Below are 17,687 nucleotides of genomic sequence, written 5' to 3' on the forward strand. Positions count from 1 at the left end.
CAGAGTTGGCGCTATTCCGCGCGGGTGTCAATGCAGCCTTGGGTGGGAAATGACGCGCGCGGGGCGCTGCCAGAGTGTCTCGGGCGCGGGGCCGGGGCGGCGCATCCGCGCCAGCATATGCTCGGTGCGCAGGCCGGGGAGGGCGGCGAAGGCGTCGAAAAGCGCCTCGCCCCCCTCGGCATCGAGCGGGATATGCAGATCGGGCTGGCCGGGTTGCGAGAGCACCCATTGCCCGCCGTCGCGCGGATCGAGCGCGAGCGCGGTCACCTCGGAAAGCGCCACCGTGCCGCCGGTGACGGGGCCGAGATAGGCAATCAGCCCCTCGTCGACCACCACCACCCCCGGCCCGCCCGCGCCGCGTCGGAAGCGCGCGCGTTGCAGCCCGGCAAGGCCAAGGGCGGCGGCGGCCAGCGTCACCGCCCAGCCAAGCCACGCGAGCAGGCCAAAGCCGGTCAGCGCCCACCACAGGCCAAGCGCGGCCAGCGCCCCCGCCACCAGCACCTCGCGCCAGCGGCGCAGGCCATGCGCCGCGCCGGGGCGAATGAGGCTCATCGCCAGTCCCCGCAGGTCATCTGCCAGAGCGTCAGCGCGGCGACGGCGGCGGTATCGGCGCGCAAGATGCGCGGCCCGAGGCTGATGGCATGGGCCTGCGGCAGGGCGTGCAGGCGCGCGCGCTCACCTTGCGAAAACCCGCCCTCGGGGCCGATCAGCACGGCCCACGCACCATTGGGGCCACCCGGCAGGGCGGGTGCCGCGCCCACAAGCGCCTCGTCGCAGAACATCAGGCGGCGATTCTCGGGCCAGTCCGCAAGCAGCCGGTCAAGGCGCGTGAGTTGGGCCACCTCGGGCACGAAAGTGCCGCCGCATTGCTCGGCCGCCTCGACGGCGTGGGCCTGAAGCCGGTCCTGCCGAATACGCTCGGAATTGGTGAAATCAGTCTGCACCGGCAGAATGCGCGCGGCCCCCATCTCGGCGGCTTTCTCGACGATGAAATCGGTGCGCGCCTTCTTGATCGGCGCGAAGATCAGCCAAAGATCAGGCGGGTTGCGCTGCGGCGCGGTCTGCGCCTCGCAGCGCAAGACCCCGCCGCGCTTGCCCGCCTCCGCCACCACCGCGCGCCACTCGCCGTCGCGCCCGTTGAACACGCGCAACCCCGCCCCCGGCCCGAGCCGCATCACCCCGAAAAGGTAATGCGCCTGCGGCTGGGTCAGAGGAAGGGTTTGCCCTTCCCCCAGCGGATGCTCTAGATAAAGCCTGATTTTTTCACCACTCATGAGGCCAGCATATGAGCGAGGGAAACCGGACGCCAGAGGCGACAAACGCCGTGGCCGATGCCTATGACGGCAATTGGGTGGACCGTTACGCGCCCGAGGCCACGCGCCCCTATCTGCGACTAAGCCGCGCCGACCGGCCCATCGGCACGTGGCTGTTGCTCTTGCCGTGCTGGTGGGGGCTCATGCTGGCGATGCTGGCGGACGGGCACGCGGGCTGGCATGATCTGTGGATCCTCATTGGCTGCGGCATTGGCGCGGTGCTGATGCGCGGGGCGGGCTGCACCTGGAACGACATCACCGACCGCGACATCGACGGCTCGGTGGCGCGCACCGCGTTGCGGCCCATCCCCTCGGGGCAGGTGCGGGTGCGCGGCGCGCTCTTGTGGATGGGCGCGCAGGCGCTGGTGGCGTTGCTGATCCTGCTCACGTTCAACACGGCGGCGATTGCGCTTGGCGTGCTCGCGCTTCTGCCCGTGGCGGTCTATCCCTTTGCGAAGCGGTTCACATGGTGGCCGCAGGTTTTCCTGGGCCTCGCGTTCAACTGGGGCGCGCTGCTGGCGTGGACGGCGCATTCGGGGCGGCTGGAGGTGCCGGCGGTGGTGCTCTATCTTGCGGGGATCGCCTGGACGCTCTTTTATGACACGATCTATGCCCATCAGGACGCCGAGGATGACGCGCTGATCGGGGTGAAATCCACCGCGCGGCTTTTTGGCGAGAAGTCCCCGCGCTGGCTGCGGCGGTTCCTCGTCGCCTGCGTGAGCCTGATGATGGTGGCGGTGATCCTCGCCGTGCCCGCAGAGCGGCCGGTGGCGATGGTGGTGGCGCTATGCGGGGTCTGGGCGATGGGCTGGCACCTTGCCGGGCAATTGCGGCGGCTGCGGCTCGATGACAACGCGCGCCTGCTTTCGCTCTTCCGCTCGAACCGCGATGCGGGGCTGCTGCCTGTGCCGTTTTTCGCCGTCGCGGCGCTGGTGTGATTGCGCTCGGGCGCGGGCGTGCCTAGAACACGGGCAAGTGCAACCACGGGGGGCCGCCTGGCCATGCGCCTGTCCACCATTCTCACCATTGCCGGGGTGTTCACCGGGGCTGCCGCGCTGTCGGTGGTGGCGGCGGGCTTTTCCGTGACCGCCATCGAGGACGGCTCGCGCCGCGCGGTGCGCGCAGCACTTGACGCGCGCGGCATGGTTTGGGCCGAGGTCGGCACCGACGGGTTGCAGGTGTTTCTCGCGGGCACCGCCCCGGACGAGGCCGCGCGCTTTGCCGCGCTGTCGGTGGCGGGCTCTGTGGTGGATGCGACACGGGTGATCGACCAGACCGTGGTGGAAGAGGCAGAGCCGCTCGCCCCGCCGCAATTTTCCATCGAGATCCTGCGCAACGAGCGGGGGATTTCCCTCATCGGGCTGGTACCTGCCACGCTCGACCGTCATCAGCTCATGGCCGATATTTCCGAGGCGACGGGCGATGCCCCGGTGGCCGACCTGCTCGATGCCGCCGATTACCCTGCCCCCGCCACCTGGCGGCCCGCACTGCGCTATGCGGTGCGCTCTCTCGGGCTTTTGCCACGCAGCAAGATCTCGGTGAGCGCCGAGCGCGTCGCGGTCACCGCGATGGTCGACAGCGCCGCAGAAAAACGGCAGGTCGAGGCCGATCTTGCGCGGCGCAGCCCGAAGGATGTGCGCCTTGCGCTCGATATCTCGGCACCGCGCCCGGTGATCACGCCGTTCACGCTGCGCTTTGTCATCGACGAACGCGGCGCGCGGTTCGATGCCTGCTCTGCCGATACCGAGGAGGCGCGCGACCGTATCCTGCGCGCGGCGGGGCAGGCGGGCATGGAGGGCCGCGCCGACTGCGTGATCGGCATGGGCGTGCCGACGCCGCAATGGGCGCAAGCCGCCGAACAGTCGATTGCCGCGCTGGCGCGTCTCGGCGCGGGCAGTGTGACATTCACCGATGCCGATATCGCCCTGCTGGCCGAGCCGGGCACCGATCAGGCGCTTTTCGATGACGTGGTGGGCGCGCTCGACGGGGCCTTGCCCGAGGTTTTCGCCCTCAACGCCACGCTGCCGCCCCTGCCCGATGACAGCGAGCCGGTGGTGCCAGAATTCATCGCCACGCTATCGCCCGAGGGGCAGGTTCTGTTGCGTGGGCGGCTTGGCAGCGCGCAGGTGCGCGAGACCGCGACGAGCCTCGCGCAGGCACGCTTTTCCGCCGATGCCGTGCATGTCACAGCGCGGGTCGCCGAGGAACTGCCACGCGACTGGTCGATGCGGGTGCTGCTTGCCGTCGAGGCGCTTGCCCATCTCGAAAGCGGCGCGGTGACGGTAACGCCCGATACCATCGACGTGCGCGGCAAATCGGGGCAGAAGGCTGCGGGCACCGAGATTGCACAGCTTCTGGCCGACCGTCTTGGCGGCAACGAGCGCTACACCCTCGATGTGGCCTATGTCGAGCATCTCGACCCGGTGGCCGCGCTGCCCACGCCCGAGGAATGCGAGGCGCGGATCGCTGCGGTGCAAAGTGACCGCAAGATCGGCTTTGAGCCTGGATCGGCGCGGATCGACGGCACCGGGGCGGTCATCCTCGACGAAATCGCCGCGATCCTGATGGAATGCGGCGAGATCAGGATGGAGGTGGCGGGCCACACCGACAGCCAGGGCCGCGAGGAGATGAACGCGCAACTGAGCCTTGAGCGCGCGCGCGCCGTGCTCGACGAATTGCGCCTGCGCCGGGTGCTGACCTCGGGGCTGGAGGCGCAGGGCTATGGCGAAAGCCGCCCCATTGCCGATAACGACACCGAAGAGGGGCGCGAGACCAACCGCCGCATCGAATTCCGCCTGATCCGCCCCGAGACCGAGACCGAACCCGCCCCCGAGACGCAGACGGGCCTTGAAAGCGTCGAGGATACGGGGGACAATGGGGACGGGACAGAAGAGGGCGGCGAAGGCCGCACCACCGATGAACAGAACTGAATTCATCATCGCGACCGCCATCGTGCTTTTCGTGGCGTTCTGCGTCGGTTGGTTCGCCAACTGGCTGGTGCATCGCTTCGTGCGGGTGCAGGCGTCCGAAGTGGGTGAGCTGGAACGCCTCGCGCAGGAATTGCACGAGGCCGAGGAAACCCGCGACCAGGCGATCACCTACCTGCAACAGCGCGAGGCGGAGCTGACCAACCAGCTCAGCCAGACCGAGGCCGAGCTTTCAGCCACGATGGAGGGGCTGCGCGAGGCCCGTTACGAGGCCGAGCATTTGCGCGCCCATATCGAGCGGATCACCGGCCAGGCCGCCGAGTAAGCGCACCCAATGACCGGGCCGCGCGCGCCCTCACGCGCTCAGCAATTGGGGACGTTCACCGCCAGCCCGCCAAGCGAGGTTTCCTTGTAGCGCTCGCTCATATCGGCACCGGTCTGGCGCATCGTCTCGATACAGGCATCGAGCGGCACGAAATGGCTGCCATCGCCGCGCAGCGCCAGCGAGGCCGCCGACACCGCCTTGATCGCGCCCAGCCCGTTGCGCTCGATGCAGGGCACCTGCACCAGACCCTTGACCGGATCGCAGGTCATGCCGAGATGATGCTCAAGCGCGATCTCGGCGGCGTTCTCGATCTGCGCAGGGGTTCCGCCCATCACCGCGCAAAGCCCCGCTGCGGCCATCGCCGAGGCGCTGCCCACCTCGGCCTGACAGCCCGCCTCTGCCCCGGAAATCGAGGCGTTGAACTTCACCAGCCCGCCGATCGCGGCGGCGGTGAGCAGGAATTCCTCGACCCTGCCCTCATGCGCGCCGGGCACATGGTCGAGCCAGTAGCGGATGACCGCAGGCACCACCCCGGCCGCGCCATTGGTGGGCGCGGTCACCACCTGCCCGCCGGCGGCGTTTTCCTCGTTCACGGCCATCGCATAGGCGCTCATCCAGTCGTTGATCTTGTGCGGCGCGCTCAGGTTGGTGCCGCGCTCCGCGATCAGCGCGTCGCGGATGCCCTTGGCGCGGCGCTTGACCGACAGGCCGCCGGGCAAAATGCCGTCGGTCGAGAGCCCGCGCTCGATACAGTCATTCATCACCTGCCAGAGGCGCGCCACGCCGCCGCGCAGATTTTCCGCCCCGCCGCGCGCGATCTCGTTGGCGCGCTTCATCTCGGCGATGCTCTTGCCCGAGCGTTCGGCCATCTCGAGCATCTCGACCGCCGATTTGAACGGATAGGGCACCGGGTCGCCCTCGTCGGTATCCTTGCCCGCCGCCAATTCATCCGCCGTCATGACGAAACCGCCGCCGATGGAATAATAGGTCTCTTGCAGGATCACGTCGCCCTGCGCGTCGGTGGCCATGAGGATCATGCCATTGGCATGGCCCGGCAGGTTCGGCCCGAAATCGAAGGTCAGGTCATCCTTGGGATGGAATTTCAACTCGGGCAGACCCGGCGGGGTAACGCGGTGGGTCTCGCGGATCGCCTCCAGCGTGGTCTCGGCCTGCGCGTGGTCGTAGGTGTCGGGGCGAAACCCCGCAAGGCCAAGGATCGTGGCGCGGTCGCTGGCGTGCCCCACCCCGGTAAAGGCAAGGCTGCCATGCAGCGAGCCGCGCAAGCCCGCGTAGTGGAACGGCTCGGCGCGCATCCGGTCGAGGAATCGCGCAGCGGCCACCATCGGCCCCATCGTATGCGACGAGGACGGACCGATGCCGACCTTGAACATCTCGAAGACAGATAGAAACATGATGCGCGCTCCCTGGGTCGCGGGGGTTATGCGGTCTCCGAGGGGCCGCCACTTGTCCGAAAGCGACCCATCAGGGCCACCGCGTTGACATAGGACACGCTCAAAGCGCCACACCCTCGGGCGGATCGGGCAGGCAGGGCGCGGTGAAGGGATGCGCGCCCAGCCCCTCGGCGGCGATGGCGGCGCGGGTGCTGGCCCGCCCCTCGAGATCGCGGGCCAGAGCGTAAAGGCGCGGCCAGCGCGAGAGATCGAACCAGCCGGTTTCCCCCGACGGGTAAAGCGCGGCCCAGCGCAGCGCGGGGCCAAGATAGAGGCCGATCACCGTGGGCGCGCTGCCGCTGAACAGCGCAGGATGCACACCCGCCGCGTGATCGAGCAGATCGAGATGGCGCGCCACCTCGCCCTGCATCTGCGCGCGCAGCGCCGCTTGGCCCGCCGCATCGCCACCCGCGTATTGATCGGGATAGAAGATCATGCGCAGCGCCGGGTGCAGCGTGTTGGACAGGAAAAACAGCCATTTGAGCGCCGCCCCGCGCGCCGCATCGCCGGGATCGGGGATCAGCCCGCCATGCCGGTCCGCCAGCCACAGAAGGATCGCGCCGGTCTCGAAGATCGGACCATCGGGCACCTCCAGCACCGGGATGCGCCCCGCCGGGTTGAGCGCCAGATAGGCGGGCGCGCGCTGCGCCTGACTGCGGCGATCCACCAGCACGGTCTCGAACGGCACGCCCAGTTCATCGAGCGCCAGCCGCACGATGAGCGAGGCGTTGTCGGGCGCGTAGTGCAGCCGGTAGCGCGCGCTCATGACCGCCCACCCGGTCGCAAGGGCAGGGCATTGGGTATTTTTGCCAAGAAGAACCCCCTACCCGTCCTTGCCCACATTCGCCGCGAAAGCCGCCTCGAAGGCGGCCTGTTTCTCGGCATCGGCATCGGTCTGGTGGCGCGATTTCCAGTCGGGATAGGGCATCCCGTAATAGATCTCGCGCGCCTCGTCCTTGGTCATCTCGAGGCCCTTCTCGTGGGCGGCCTCCTGATACCAGCGCGACAGGCAGTTGCGGCAAAAGCCTGCGAGGTTCATCAGGTCGATATTCTGCACATCGGGGCGCTTGTCCATCAGATGCGCGCGCAGCTTGCGAAAGGCGGCGGCCTCAAGCTCGATACGGGTCTGGTCGTCCATGATCTCTCTCCCTTTTGCCTCTCAAGATGGGCTGGAGTGTCGCACCGCGCAAGCCCCCTCACACGCCCGCGTGCGCCGCCACCTCTTGCAGAATCGGGGCAAGCCGCACGGCCCAGGCGGCCTGTGCCTCGGGCGTGGCAATCAGGTCGTTGCGCAGCTCGATGAGCACGTTGGGCCGCTGGTGGGCGATGGCGTGGCGCGCGATGGTGTCACCGGGCAGATGGCCACCATAGGGCTGGTTGTCGCCGACGCAAAGATCCGGCTCGGCGCGCAGCCGCGCCAGCAGCGGATGCGCCAGCCGCGTGTCGGCGGCATAAAGCAGCGCGATATGCCACGGCCGCGGCGGACGACCGCGAAATTGCGGCGTGAAGCTGTGCACCGAGACGATCACGGTATCGTCGCGCCGCGCCGCCAATTCGGCCAGCGCGGTGTGATAGGGGCGGTAGAGCCGGTCGAGGCGGCGCGCGAAATCCTCCTCGCCGACATGGCGGTTGGCGGGGATCACCGTGCCGTCATAAAGCTTCATCACCAGCGTGGGATCATCCTCGCCGCGATTGGGGTCGATCACCAGCCGCGAGAAATTCGACAGGATCGCCGGGGCGTCGAGCGCGCGGGCAAGCGCGCGCGCAACGCCTGCCGCGCCCACGTCATAGGCGATGTGGCGCGCCATGTCCTCGGGCGCGATGCCGAGGCTGCCGCCATTCACGAAGCCGGGCACCGCGTTGGTGGCGTGATCGCAGGTCACGAGCCAGCGGGCGGGGCGCGCGGCACCCTCGATGTGAAAAGGATTATGCATGATCCGGGTTGGTTTGTTGCGCTTCTGTGGTCTAGGACAGTTGTCGGGAAAAGGGAATTGGGCCATAAGACCCCCGACGCGCCTGTTAGCGGTAACAGGTCAGGATTTCAAGAGAAGGACAGCAGATGAGACGCCATCGCAATGTCAAGGTCGTGGCCACGCTTGGCCCCGCATCGTCGGATTACGCAACGATCCACGCCCTGCACGAGGCCGGCGCGGACGTGTTCCGCCTCAACATGAGCCATGGCGAGCATGCCGATATCGCCGAGAAGCACCGTATCATCCGGCAGATCGAGGACGAGCTTGACAGCCCGATCGCGATTCTCGCCGATCTTCAGGGGCCGAAACTGCGGGTCGGTACCTTTGCCCGTGGCGAGGAAGAATTGATCGAGGGGGCGGCCTTTCGGCTCGATCTGGACGAGGCCGAGGGCGATTCGACCCGTGTCTGCCTGCCCCACCCGGAGATTTTCGCCGCGCTGGAGCCGGGATCGCAACTGCTGGTCAATGACGGCAAGATCCGCCTGCGCGTGACCGCTTGCGATGCCGATTTCGCCACCTGCGAGGTCGTGGTGGGCGGCACCATCTCGAACCGCAAGGGCGTCAACGTGCCCGACGTGGTGCTGCCGCTGGCGGCACTGTCGGAAAAGGACCGCGCCGATCTGGAATTCGCCTGTGAACTTGGCGTGGACTGGCTCGCGCTCAGTTTCGTGCAGCGGCCCGAGGATGTGAACGAGGCGCGCACGCTGGTGCGGGGCCGCGCCGCGATCCTGTCGAAGATCGAGAAACCGGCGGCGGTGAAATGCTTTGACGACATCCTCGCGGTTTCCGACGGGATCATGGTGGCGCGCGGCGATCTTGGCGTGGAGTTGCCGGTGCAGAACGTGCCGCCGATCCAGAAGCGCCTTGTGCGCAAATGCCGCGCGGCGGCCAAGCCGGTGATCGTGGCGACGCAGATGCTCGAATCGATGATCGAATCGCCGATGCCGACGCGCGCCGAGGTCTCGGACGTGGCCACCGCGATCTACGAGGGCGCCGATGCGATCATGCTCTCGGCGGAATCGGCGGCCGGTCAATATCCGATCGAGGCCGTGACGACGATGGACAACGTGGCCCGCGAGGTCGAGGACGACCCGACCTATCGCGAGGTGATCGAGGCCAGCCGCCGCGTCAACCGCCAGAGCGTCGCCGACGGCATCGTGGTGGCCGCGCGCGAGATCGCCGAGACCACCGATATCAAGGCGATCTGCTGCTATACCGAATCGGGCACCACCGCGCTTTTGACCGCGCGCGAGCGGCCCCATGTGCCGATCATCGCGCTCACCAGCCTGCGCGGCACCGCGCGGCGGCTGGCGCTGACATGGGGGGTGAATTGCGTGATGACCGCGCAGCTTACGCGCTTCAAGCTGGCGGTGATCAACGCCGCGCGCGCCGCGCGGGCGCAGGGCTATGCCGAGGAAAGCGATCAGATCGTGGTCACCGCCGGTGTGCCCTTCAACGTGCCCGGCACCACCAATATCCTGCGCATCGCGCCCTGCAAGGAAAGTTTGATCTACGCAACCGATCCGGGCTAAACCCGATGAAACAACGATTTTCAGGGTGTGTTATCATGGATGCGGATTTGGCAATGGCGGTTGGAACGGTGCTTGGGGTGCTGTCGGTGCCGTCGTTTTTATCGGCAATCTCGGATGGGCGGGCACCGCGTGTCGGCGCGCTGACCCTCGTCATCGCGGGCGGCCTTGTGATCTGGGCGGTATCGACCAAGCCCGGCGGCTACAAGCTCGCCGAGGTGCCCGCCGTGATCCTGACCGTGATCGCGCGCTATCTGCCCTGAAGCCCCCCGCGCGCGCAACGCGGCCCTTGCACCGGGCGCGGGCCTCGCGTATACGGCGCGCTCAAACCGCTGGTCCGGCTGGATGTGGCATGCCGAGGCACGCGGAACGACCGACCGAAAAAGGAGCCGGAAATGCCCAAAATGAAGACCAAGTCGAGCTGCAAGAAGCGGTTCAAGGTGTCCGCTACTGGCAAGATCATCACCGCCCAGGCGGGCAAGCGTCACGGGATGATCAAGCGCACCAACAAGTTCATCCGCAACGCGCGTGGCACCACCACGCTCAGCAAAGCTGACGAGGGGATCATCCGACCGATGATGCCCTATTCGCGTTAAGGAGGATTTGAGAGATGTCACGCGTCAAAGGTGGGGTTGTTACCCACGCCCGTCACAAGAAAGTCACGACCGCAGCCAAGGGCTATTACGGTCGCCGCAAGAACACCTTCAAGGTGGCCGCACAGGCCGTCGACAAGGCCAACCAATACGCCACGCGCGACCGCAAGAACCGCAAGCGCAATTTCCGCGCGCTGTGGATCCAGCGGATCAACGCCGCCGTGCGTGCCCATGACGAGGGGCTGACCTATTCGCGCTTCATCAACGGCCTGGCGCTTGCCGGGGTCGAGGTGGATCGCAAGGTTCTGGCCGATCTCGCCGTGCACGAACCGGCAGCGTTCAACGCCATCGTGGATCAGGCCAAGCAGGCGCTGGCCGCCTGAGGCCAGTCTCAGACGAGGGACAAGGATGCGCCGCCCGGACCCAACCGGGCGGCGTTTTCCGTCTCAGGCCTCCGCCTCGGGGGCAAGCGGCACGTAAAGATCGTCCCCTTCGCGGAATTTCTCGGCCATCGCCGCCATCCCCTCTTTCTGCGCCTCGGCGCGGATGTCGTGGCTGATCTTCATCGAGCAGAATTTCGGCCCGCACATGGAGCAGAAATGCGCCACCTTATGCGCCTCCTTGGGCAGGGTCTGATCGTGGAAATCGCGCGCGGTTTCGGGATCAAGCGACAGGTTGAACTGATCCTCCCAGCGGAATTCGAACCGCGCGCGCGATAGCGCGTCGTCGCGCCGCTGCGCGCCGGGTAGGCCCTTGGCCAGATCGGCGGCATGGGCCGCGATCTTGTAGGTGATGACCCCGGTTTTCACGTCGTCGCGGTCGGGCAGGCCAAGGTGCTCCTTGGGTGTCACGTAGCACAGCATCGCGCAGCCAAACCAGCCGATCATCGCCGCGCCAATACCGCTGGTGATATGGTCATAGCCGGGGGCAATATCGGTGGTGAGTGGCCCGAGCGTGTAAAAGGGGGCCTCGTGACAGCACTCTAGCTGCTTTTCCATGTTCTCTTTGATCTTGTGCATGGCGACATGGCCGGGGCCTTCGATCATCACCTGACAGTCCTTGCGCCACGCGATCTTGGTCAACTCCCCCAGCGTCTCCAGTTCCGCGAATTGCGCTTCGTCATTGGCATCGGCGATGGAGCCGGGGCGCAGCCCGTCGCCCAGCGAGAAACTCACGTCATATTGGCGGCATATGTCGCAAATCTCCTCGAAATGCTCATAAAGGAACGACTCGCGGTGGTGATGCAGGCACCACTTGGCCATGATCGAGCCGCCGCGCGACACGATCCCCGTGACCCGACCCACCGTCATCGGCACCATGTGCAGGCGCACGCCCGCATGGATGGTGAAATAGTCCACCCCCTGTTCGGCCTGCTCGATCAGCGTGTCGCGGAACAACTCCCATGTAAGATCCTCGGCCACGCCATGCACCTTTTCCAGCGCCTGATAGATCGGCACGGTGCCGATGGGGACGGGGGAATTGCGGATGATCCATTCGCGGGTGTTGTGGATGTTGCGCCCGGTGGAAAGGTCCATCACCGTGTCCGCGCCCCAGCGGATCGCCCAGACGAGTTTTTCCACCTCTTCCTCCATAGACGAGGTGACGGCGGAGGTGCCCATATTGGCGTTGATCTTCACAAGGAAATTGCGCCCGATGATCATCGGCTCCAACTCGGGATGGTTGATATTGGCCGGGATGATGGCGCGGCCCGCCGCGATCTCGGCGCGCACGAACTCAGGCGTCACATGGTCGGGGATGCTGGCGCCCCAGTCGTTGCCGTCGCGCGGTGCCGCACCCGCCTCGCGCATCTGGTTTTCGCGGATGGCGACGAATTCCATTTCCGGCGTGATGATGCCCGCGCGCGCATAGGCCAGTTGCGTGGGGGCCGCACCGCCCATGCCACGCAGGGGTTGCCCGCGCACCGGGAATTCCGGCACCAGCCGGTCACCTTCGACAAAGCCGTTATCCTCAGGCCTCACATGGCGGCCTTCATAGGCCGCCACATCGCCGCGCGCCATGATCCAGCCGCGCCGCAGCGCGGGCAGGCCGCGCGCGATATCGGTCTGAGCCTCGGGGTCGGTATAGGGGCCGGAACTGTCATAGACAGGCAAGGGCGCCTCGCCCGCCGTCGGGTGGGTGCAAATCTCGCGCATCGGCACGCGGATATCTGCGTGCAGCGCGCCCGCCACGTAAATCTTGCGCGAGGCGGGCAAGGGGCCGGTGGTCACGGCGGGGGTGGTCAGGATGGTCATTTTGGTGCTCCTCGAGCCATGGTTTCAAAGAGACCAGATGAGCCGTGGACGGGGAGGCATGGGGGCACTCTGCCCCCGGTTCGCAATGGCAGACCCCACGCGGGGGAGACGACCATTCCTAGCTTCCTACGCCAGTATCAACTGGATCAGGTTCTAAGGGTCGCGTCACCGGTGTCACCACCTGTCAGCCTCTCAGTCCCCAAGGCGGGACTCCCCTGCACGGATCACGCTAGAGCATGACCGAAGGCAGGACAAGACGGCACCCGCGCCTTGTCTGCCGCGCGGATTGATTGCTACACCTCTCGGGCCGGGCACTGCCCCGCAGCGGGCAAAGAGGGCGATGGATGGCCAAGGCAGATGACCATATTCTACTGACCGGGGCGTCGGGCCGCGTCGGGCGGATGGTGCTGCGGTCTTGGCCCCAAGGGCGGCAGGCGCTGACCGCGCAATATCGCAGGCCCCATCCGGGCGCGCTCTGCTGGGATCCGCTCGACGGGCCGGGGGCGCTTCTTGCCCATGCGGACAGGGCAGGCCGCTGCTTTGGCGCGGTGGTGGCGCTTGCCGGGGTGGTGCCGGGGCCGGGGCGCGACCTGTCGCTCAACCGCACCATTGCCGAGGCCACGGTTGACGCCGCCGCGCAGGCGGGGATCACGCGGGTGATTTTGGCGTCGTCCTCGGCGGTCTATGGCGCGGGCGAGGCGATGGATGAGGATGCCCCCCCCGCCCCGGTCAACGCCTATGGCGCGGCCAAGCGCGAGATGGAGACCGCCTGCGCGCCGTGGCGCGCGCGCGGGATGGAGATATGCTGCCTGCGCATCGGCAACGTGGCGGGGGCGGATGCGCTCTTGCTCAACGTGGCGGGGGGGCACGGCGCACTGGTGATCGACCGCTTCGCCGATGGCGGCGGGCCGGTGCGCTCCTATATCGGCCCCGCCACCCTTGCCGCCGTGCTGGCCACGCTCTGCCGCCATGCCGACCCGCTGCCGGATGTGCTCAACATCGCGGCACCTGTGCCGGTGGCGATGACCGCGCTGGCGCAGGCCGCGGGGGCGCGATACGAGACCCGCCCCGCCCCGCCCGAGGCCCATCAGCGCATCACGCTCGATTGCCGCCGCCTCGCTGCGCTGCACCATTTTGCCCCCAAGGACAGCACGGCCGCCGAGATGGTCCGCCAATGGCACGCGAGCAGCGCCGCATAAGCGGGGTAAGCATATCTGCGTCAGTTCCGCCGCAACACCCGGAACGCCGCCGACGCGCTCCAGCCTGCGGCGATGGCGATGGCCAGCGACATCAGCCCGTAAAGCAGCGGTTGCTGCCGCGACAGGGTAAAGAGCCACCGCTCCAGCCCCACCTTGCGCACGTCGATCACCGTCTCAAACTGCGCCACCACCCGCCCCTCGCGGGTGAGAAATATCCGCGTCTGATAGGCCCCCTCGGTCAGGTTGGCGGGCAGGCTGATGGCGGTGCGAAACAGCGTCTGCTCATCCAGCGCCACGCTGTTTTCCAAAAGCTGATAGGCATTCGTGCGCTCGCGGATGCGGATCAGGGCGTCGGTAAAGCTCTCGACATCCTCGGCCATGCTCGCCGCGCCGACCGAGCGGATCGCGCGCGGGATCGAGACCCGGTGGCGCAAATCCTCGGTATCGGTCAGCACCTGCTCGAGCGGGCCGCTGCTGGCCACGGCATAGAATGTGGGCGCGGAATCAAGCGCCACCGTGTCGGTATTGACCCAGATGCCCAGAACCCGCTCCTTGCGCCGCACGCTCACGGGCAGCGATGGCCCGGCCACGGTAATCACCACGTCGAGCGGGATATCGGGGATCGGGGCCTCGCGCTTGACCGCGCCGAAGATCAGGATATCGGACCCCTCAAAAGTGGCGGTGATCGCCACGCGGTCCTTGGACAGGCCCAGCACCACCTCCTCGGCGCGCAAGGGCAGCGCCGCGAGACAGAACAGAAGCGCGAGGCGCAGCATCAATGCCCCCCCGCGCCGGTGGCGATGGAATAAAGCTCTGACGGCGTGAGCAGCAGATCGAGCGCCAGCTTGCCGCAGACCGCGAGCACCATAATGGCCAACCATATGCGCAACTGTTCGGCCTTCATCCGGGTGCCGATCATTGTGCCGATCTGCGCGCCGATCACGCCGCCCACCAGCAACAGCACCGCCAGCGCCACATCGACGGTATAGTTCGTGGTCGCGTGCAGAAGCGTGGTGAAGGCGGTGACGAAAATGATCTGGAAAAGCGAGGTGCCCACCACCACCTTGGTCGGCATCCCGAGGATATAGATCATCGCCGGCACCATGACAAAGCCGCCTCCCACCCCCATGATCGCCGCCAGCACGCCCACCGACACCCCGACCACAAGCGGGGGGATCACCGAGATATAAAGCCCCGAGGTGCGGAACCGCATCTTCAGGGGCAGCTTGTGAACCCAGCCATGCTTCTTGCGCTTGGGGGCGGTGCCACGGCGGGTGTTGCGGATCGCGCGCAGGCTCTCGATGAACATGAGCCCGCCGATCGCGCCCAGAAACAGAACGTAGCACAGCTTGACCAGAAGATCGACCTGGCCCAATGATTTCAGATAGTTGAATAGGATAACGCCCAGCGCTGCCCCGACGAGGCCGCCCACCAGCAGCACCGTGCCCATCCTCAGATCGACGGTCTTTCGCCGCAGATGCGCCAGCACACCGGAAAAGGACGAGGCGACGATCTGGTTGGCCTCGGTTGCCACCGCAACAGCGGGCGGGATGCCGATGAAGAACAGCAAGGGCGTCATCAGAAAGCCGCCGCCCACCCCGAACATGCCCGACAGCACCCCCACGATGCCGCCCAGCCCCAGAAGCAGGAAGGCGTTGACCGAAACCTCGGCGATGGGGAGATAAATCTGCATGACAATTCCTAGCCCGATGACGCCGCGACATGCAAGGGAGTGGCGCGGCGAGGGGCGGGCCGGGCGGTAAATTCTTGTTGCCGAAATGTATGCTTCAGAAGGTGCGAAGGCGCGCGGCTCAGCCCCAGCGTTTTTCCAACACGAGCGCATCCACTGCCTGCCCGCCCGCCCGCGGGTAATAGGCCGCGCGGCGCGCCGCCTCGCGCCACTGGCACGCGGCATAGAGCGCGCGGGCGGCCATGTTATCCTCGGCCACCTCGAGAAAGCCGCGCACGGCCCCGCGCGCCCGTGCCCCGGCCTCGAACCCGGCAAGGGCGGTGCGGGCGCGGCCCTTGCGGCGGGCGGCGGGATCGGTGGCCAGCGTCAGCAATTCCGCCTCATCGGCGATCACCCGGCCAAGGGCAAAGGACTGCGCCTCGCCCGCAACAAAGACCAGCGGGCTTGCCAGAAGGGCCGCAAATTCCGCCGCCGACCAGCCCCGCCCCTGCCCCGCAAAGGCGCGCGCATGGGTGGCGGCCAGCGCCTCAGGCGTCATCGAGGATCACCGGCGGCGCATCGCGGGCGGGGGCGGCGTCGGCGGGCCGGACATAAAGCGGCGCTGGCGGAGGGGCGTCGGCGGGGGCTGTTTGCGCCAGGCGCGCGATCGCCTGCGCCACATCGACGGGGGCCGGTGGCCACGCCGGATCTGGCAGATCCGTTGCCGCAACCAGCGCATAGCCCCCGCCGGATGCACGGATATGCGCCATGCCGCGCGGGGCGGGCACGGCGGGTGTCTGGCCGTGTCCGCACGCAACAATCACATCGAAAGTGCTGATTCCAAAGGCAGAAATATCCAGCGACAGCGCCAGCCCCCGCGCTGCGGCGACGGCAATACGGATACCGGTGAAGTTGCCGGGGCCGATGCCGACGCCGATGCGGTCCAGATCGCGCCAGCGCTTCCCACCCTCGGCCAGCACCTCTTCGAGGAGCGGAATGAGCCGTTCCGCCTGCCCGCGCGCCATCTCCTCGGCGCGGGCCGCGAGAACCCGTTCGCCCGACAGCAAAGCGGCCGCGCAATGCGCGGCCGATGTGTCGAACCCCAGTGTCAGCGGCTCAGAGCCCAACGGGGCGCACCTCCGTCACCTCGGGGATGTAGTGGCGCAACAGGTTCTCGATCCCCATCTTGAGGGTGATGGTCGAGGACGGGCATCCCGCGCAGGCCCCTTGCATATGCAGGTAGACCACGCCGCGATCAAAGCCGTGAAAGGTGATGTCGCCGCCATCCTGTGCCACCGCAGGGCGCACGCGGGTATCAAGCAACTCCTTGATCTGGCCTACGATTTCCGAATCCTCGCCGCTGTGATCGGCATGGCCCGAGGTGCCTCCACCGGCATCGGCCATGACCGGCTGACCGGATTGGTAATGCTCCATGATCGCGCCAAGAATGGCGGGTTTGACATGGTCCCACTCGATCGCCTCGGCCTTGGTGACGGTGACGAAATCATTGCCGAGAAACACCCCCGACACCCCCGGCACGCGAAAGAGGCGCGCGGCCAGCGGCGAGGCCTCGGCCCCCTCGGCGCTCGGAAAATCGGCGGTGCCCGCGTCGAGCACGGATTGACCCGGCAAAAACTTGAGCGTCGCGGGGTTGGGTGTGGATTCGGTCTGGATGAACATCGAAAAAGGCCCCTTTTGCAGCTATGTCAGATATGCGCGCCGGGGCACCGCGAGTCAAGGTTTGGAACGATTCCAAACTTTGCCATCTCTGCGCCAGCCTACCGGTTCAGGTGATCGCCTCGAGCCGCTCCTTGCTCAGGTCGCCCGGCACGATGGTGATCGGGATCGGCAGCCCGCCGGCGTTGCGGGTGAGTTGCGTGACCAGCGGGCCCGGCCCCTTCTTGTCACCGGCGGCCCCGAGAACAAGCACGCCGATCTCTGCATCGTCGCGGACATGCGCCATGATCTCGGTCACCGGCTCTCCCTCGCGGATGACAAGCTCGGGGTCGACGCCCTGCTTGTCGCGCATCCACTTGGCGAAAACCTCGAAATGCGCCTCGATCCGCTCGCGGGCCTCCTGGCGCATGATATCGCCGACGCCGATCCAGTGGTTGAATTCATCGGGCGGGATCACCGACAGGATCGCCACCCCGCCGCCGGTATGCGCCGCACGCATCGCCGCGAACCGCATCGCGTTGAGGCATTCGCGGCTGTCATCGAGCACCACGAGAAACTTGCGCATGGAACGGTCTCCCTCCGGCGGGCATCATGACCCGGAACGCGCGGCGGGGCAAGAGAGGTGAACGGGGAGGCAAGCGCTCGACATCAGGCGCAACGTGCCTGGGCCTGCACGAGGGAACGTTCATGGCCTGGAGGGGACATTCAAGGCTAGCCCCCTTGCGCGGAATCGAGGCGCGCCTTGGCGCGCCGCCGCGCATCGCCGGGCCGCCCCCCGG

The 17,687-nt window shown here is 67.2% G+C and carries 21 protein-coding genes and 1 riboswitch; of the genes, 8 read left to right on the top strand and 13 right to left on the bottom strand.

Annotated features, from left to right (window positions below):
* Window positions 1-27 precede the first annotated feature (27 nt).
* Together ABIE58_RS05700 and ABIE58_RS05705 are read right to left on the bottom strand one after the other, a co-directional pair.
* Window positions 28-552: a hypothetical protein gene (locus tag ABIE58_RS05700; RefSeq protein ID WP_354543723.1), complete on the bottom strand. Its 525-nt coding sequence runs from the start codon at window positions 550-552 to the stop codon at window positions 28-30.
* Window positions 549-1,274: a 16S rRNA (uracil(1498)-N(3))-methyltransferase gene (locus ABIE58_RS05705; RefSeq protein ID WP_354543724.1), complete on the bottom strand. Its 726-nt coding sequence runs from the start codon at window positions 1,272-1,274 to the stop codon at window positions 549-551. Before ABIE58_RS05705 ends, ABIE58_RS05700 begins: the two co-directional genes overlap by 4 nt.
* 11 nt (window positions 1,275-1,285) lie before the next feature.
* On the opposite strand from ABIE58_RS05705, the gene ubiA reads away from it, so the two are divergent.
* From ubiA to ABIE58_RS05720, 3 genes are all read left to right on the top strand, one after another.
* Entirely contained in the window at window positions 1,286-2,251 is a 966-nt protein-coding gene (ubiA, locus tag ABIE58_RS05710) for a 4-hydroxybenzoate octaprenyltransferase (RefSeq protein ID WP_354543725.1), read from the top strand.
* A gap of 63 nt (window positions 2,252-2,314) precedes the next feature.
* Complete coding sequence (locus ABIE58_RS05715; RefSeq protein WP_354543726.1) at window positions 2,315-4,243, top strand: OmpA family protein; 1,929 nt, start codon at window positions 2,315-2,317, stop codon at window positions 4,241-4,243.
* Window positions 4,230-4,565 (top strand): hypothetical protein, encoded by a 336-nt coding sequence (locus ABIE58_RS05720; RefSeq protein ID WP_354543727.1) that lies wholly within the window; start codon window positions 4,230-4,232, stop codon window positions 4,563-4,565. Before ABIE58_RS05715 ends, ABIE58_RS05720 begins: the two co-directional genes overlap by 14 nt.
* 38 nt (window positions 4,566-4,603) lie before the next feature.
* Here the strand turns inward: ABIE58_RS05720 and ABIE58_RS05725 are convergent, their stop codons facing one another.
* The 4 genes from ABIE58_RS05725 to ABIE58_RS05740 all read right to left on the bottom strand — a co-directional run bounded on the left by ABIE58_RS05725 (window position 4,604) and on the right by ABIE58_RS05740 (window position 7,950).
* The gene (locus ABIE58_RS05725; protein WP_354543728.1) at window positions 4,604-5,977 is read right to left on the bottom strand and encodes an L-serine ammonia-lyase; all 1,374 of its coding nucleotides are present in this window, start codon (window positions 5,975-5,977) and stop codon (window positions 4,604-4,606) included.
* A gap of 100 nt (window positions 5,978-6,077) precedes the next feature.
* The gene (locus ABIE58_RS05730; RefSeq protein ID WP_354543729.1) at window positions 6,078-6,782 is read right to left on the bottom strand and encodes a glutathione S-transferase family protein; all 705 of its coding nucleotides are present in this window, start codon (window positions 6,780-6,782) and stop codon (window positions 6,078-6,080) included.
* A 57-nt stretch (window positions 6,783-6,839) separates the two neighbouring features.
* Window positions 6,840-7,154 (bottom strand): DUF1244 domain-containing protein, encoded by a 315-nt coding sequence (locus tag ABIE58_RS05735; protein WP_354543730.1) that lies wholly within the window; start codon window positions 7,152-7,154, stop codon window positions 6,840-6,842.
* Window positions 7,155-7,212: 58 nt separating this feature from the next.
* Window positions 7,213-7,950, bottom strand: a complete 738-nt coding sequence (locus ABIE58_RS05740) for an N-formylglutamate amidohydrolase (protein WP_354543731.1) — start codon at window positions 7,948-7,950, stop codon at window positions 7,213-7,215.
* Window positions 7,951-8,075: 125 nt separating this feature from the next.
* On the opposite strand from ABIE58_RS05740, the gene pyk reads away from it, so the two are divergent.
* The 4 genes from pyk to rplT all read left to right on the top strand — a co-directional run bounded on the left by pyk (window position 8,076) and on the right by rplT (window position 10,494).
* Window positions 8,076-9,521: a pyruvate kinase gene (gene pyk / locus ABIE58_RS05745; RefSeq protein ID WP_354543732.1), complete on the top strand. Its 1,446-nt coding sequence runs from the start codon at window positions 8,076-8,078 to the stop codon at window positions 9,519-9,521.
* A 35-nt stretch (window positions 9,522-9,556) separates the two neighbouring features.
* Window positions 9,557-9,781 carry a hypothetical protein gene (locus ABIE58_RS05750; RefSeq protein WP_354543733.1) on the top strand — a complete coding sequence of 75 codons (225 nt, stop codon included), beginning with the start codon at window positions 9,557-9,559 and terminating at the stop codon, window positions 9,779-9,781.
* 132 nt (window positions 9,782-9,913) lie between these two features.
* Window positions 9,914-10,114 (top strand): 50S ribosomal protein L35, encoded by a 201-nt coding sequence (gene rpmI / locus ABIE58_RS05755; RefSeq protein ID WP_354543734.1) that lies wholly within the window; start codon window positions 9,914-9,916, stop codon window positions 10,112-10,114.
* 14 nt (window positions 10,115-10,128) lie between these two features.
* The gene (gene rplT / locus ABIE58_RS05760; RefSeq protein ID WP_354543735.1) at window positions 10,129-10,494 is read left to right on the top strand and encodes a 50S ribosomal protein L20; all 366 of its coding nucleotides are present in this window, start codon (window positions 10,129-10,131) and stop codon (window positions 10,492-10,494) included.
* A 63-nt stretch (window positions 10,495-10,557) separates the two neighbouring features.
* On the opposite strand, the gene thiC is transcribed toward rplT, so the two are convergent.
* Window positions 10,558-12,363 carry a phosphomethylpyrimidine synthase ThiC gene (gene thiC / locus ABIE58_RS05765; protein WP_354543736.1) on the bottom strand — a complete coding sequence of 602 codons (1,806 nt, stop codon included), beginning with the start codon at window positions 12,361-12,363 and terminating at the stop codon, window positions 10,558-10,560.
* 106 nt (window positions 12,364-12,469) lie between these two features.
* Window positions 12,470-12,590: riboswitch (TPP riboswitch) on the bottom strand.
* A 117-nt stretch (window positions 12,591-12,707) separates the two neighbouring features.
* On the opposite strand from thiC, the gene ABIE58_RS05770 reads away from it, so the two are divergent.
* Complete coding sequence (locus ABIE58_RS05770; protein WP_354543737.1) at window positions 12,708-13,562, top strand: NAD-dependent epimerase/dehydratase family protein; 855 nt, start codon at window positions 12,708-12,710, stop codon at window positions 13,560-13,562.
* A 20-nt stretch (window positions 13,563-13,582) separates the two neighbouring features.
* Here ABIE58_RS05770 and ABIE58_RS05775 read toward each other — a convergent pair whose 3' ends face one another.
* The 6 genes from ABIE58_RS05775 to ABIE58_RS05800 form a co-directional block, all read right to left on the bottom strand.
* On the bottom strand, window positions 13,583-14,338 hold the full coding sequence (locus ABIE58_RS05775; RefSeq protein WP_354543738.1) for a TIGR02186 family protein: 756 nt from the start codon (window positions 14,336-14,338) through the stop codon (window positions 13,583-13,585).
* On the bottom strand, window positions 14,338-15,255 hold the full coding sequence (locus ABIE58_RS05780; RefSeq protein ID WP_354543739.1) for a sulfite exporter TauE/SafE family protein: 918 nt from the start codon (window positions 15,253-15,255) through the stop codon (window positions 14,338-14,340). Before ABIE58_RS05780 ends, ABIE58_RS05775 begins: the two co-directional genes overlap by 1 nt.
* A gap of 118 nt (window positions 15,256-15,373) precedes the next feature.
* The gene (locus tag ABIE58_RS05785) at window positions 15,374-15,790 is read right to left on the bottom strand and encodes a GNAT family N-acetyltransferase (RefSeq protein WP_354543740.1); all 417 of its coding nucleotides are present in this window, start codon (window positions 15,788-15,790) and stop codon (window positions 15,374-15,376) included.
* Window positions 15,780-16,358 carry a tRNA (adenosine(37)-N6)-threonylcarbamoyltransferase complex dimerization subunit type 1 TsaB gene (gene tsaB / locus ABIE58_RS05790; protein WP_354543741.1) on the bottom strand — a complete coding sequence of 193 codons (579 nt, stop codon included), beginning with the start codon at window positions 16,356-16,358 and terminating at the stop codon, window positions 15,780-15,782. Before tsaB ends, ABIE58_RS05785 begins: the two co-directional genes overlap by 11 nt.
* Window positions 16,348-16,911, bottom strand: a complete 564-nt coding sequence (locus tag ABIE58_RS05795; protein WP_354543742.1) for a NifU family protein — start codon at window positions 16,909-16,911, stop codon at window positions 16,348-16,350. The genes tsaB and ABIE58_RS05795 overlap by 11 nt, the downstream gene beginning before the upstream one ends.
* Before the next feature lie 106 nt (window positions 16,912-17,017).
* Window positions 17,018-17,473 (bottom strand): universal stress protein, encoded by a 456-nt coding sequence (locus tag ABIE58_RS05800; protein ID WP_354543743.1) that lies wholly within the window; start codon window positions 17,471-17,473, stop codon window positions 17,018-17,020.
* Window positions 17,474-17,687: the final 214 nt, after the last annotated feature.

The organism is Roseovarius sp. MBR-78, assembly GCF_040547535.1.
In the GTDB taxonomy this organism is placed as follows: Bacteria; Pseudomonadota; Alphaproteobacteria; order Rhodobacterales; family Rhodobacteraceae; genus Roseovarius.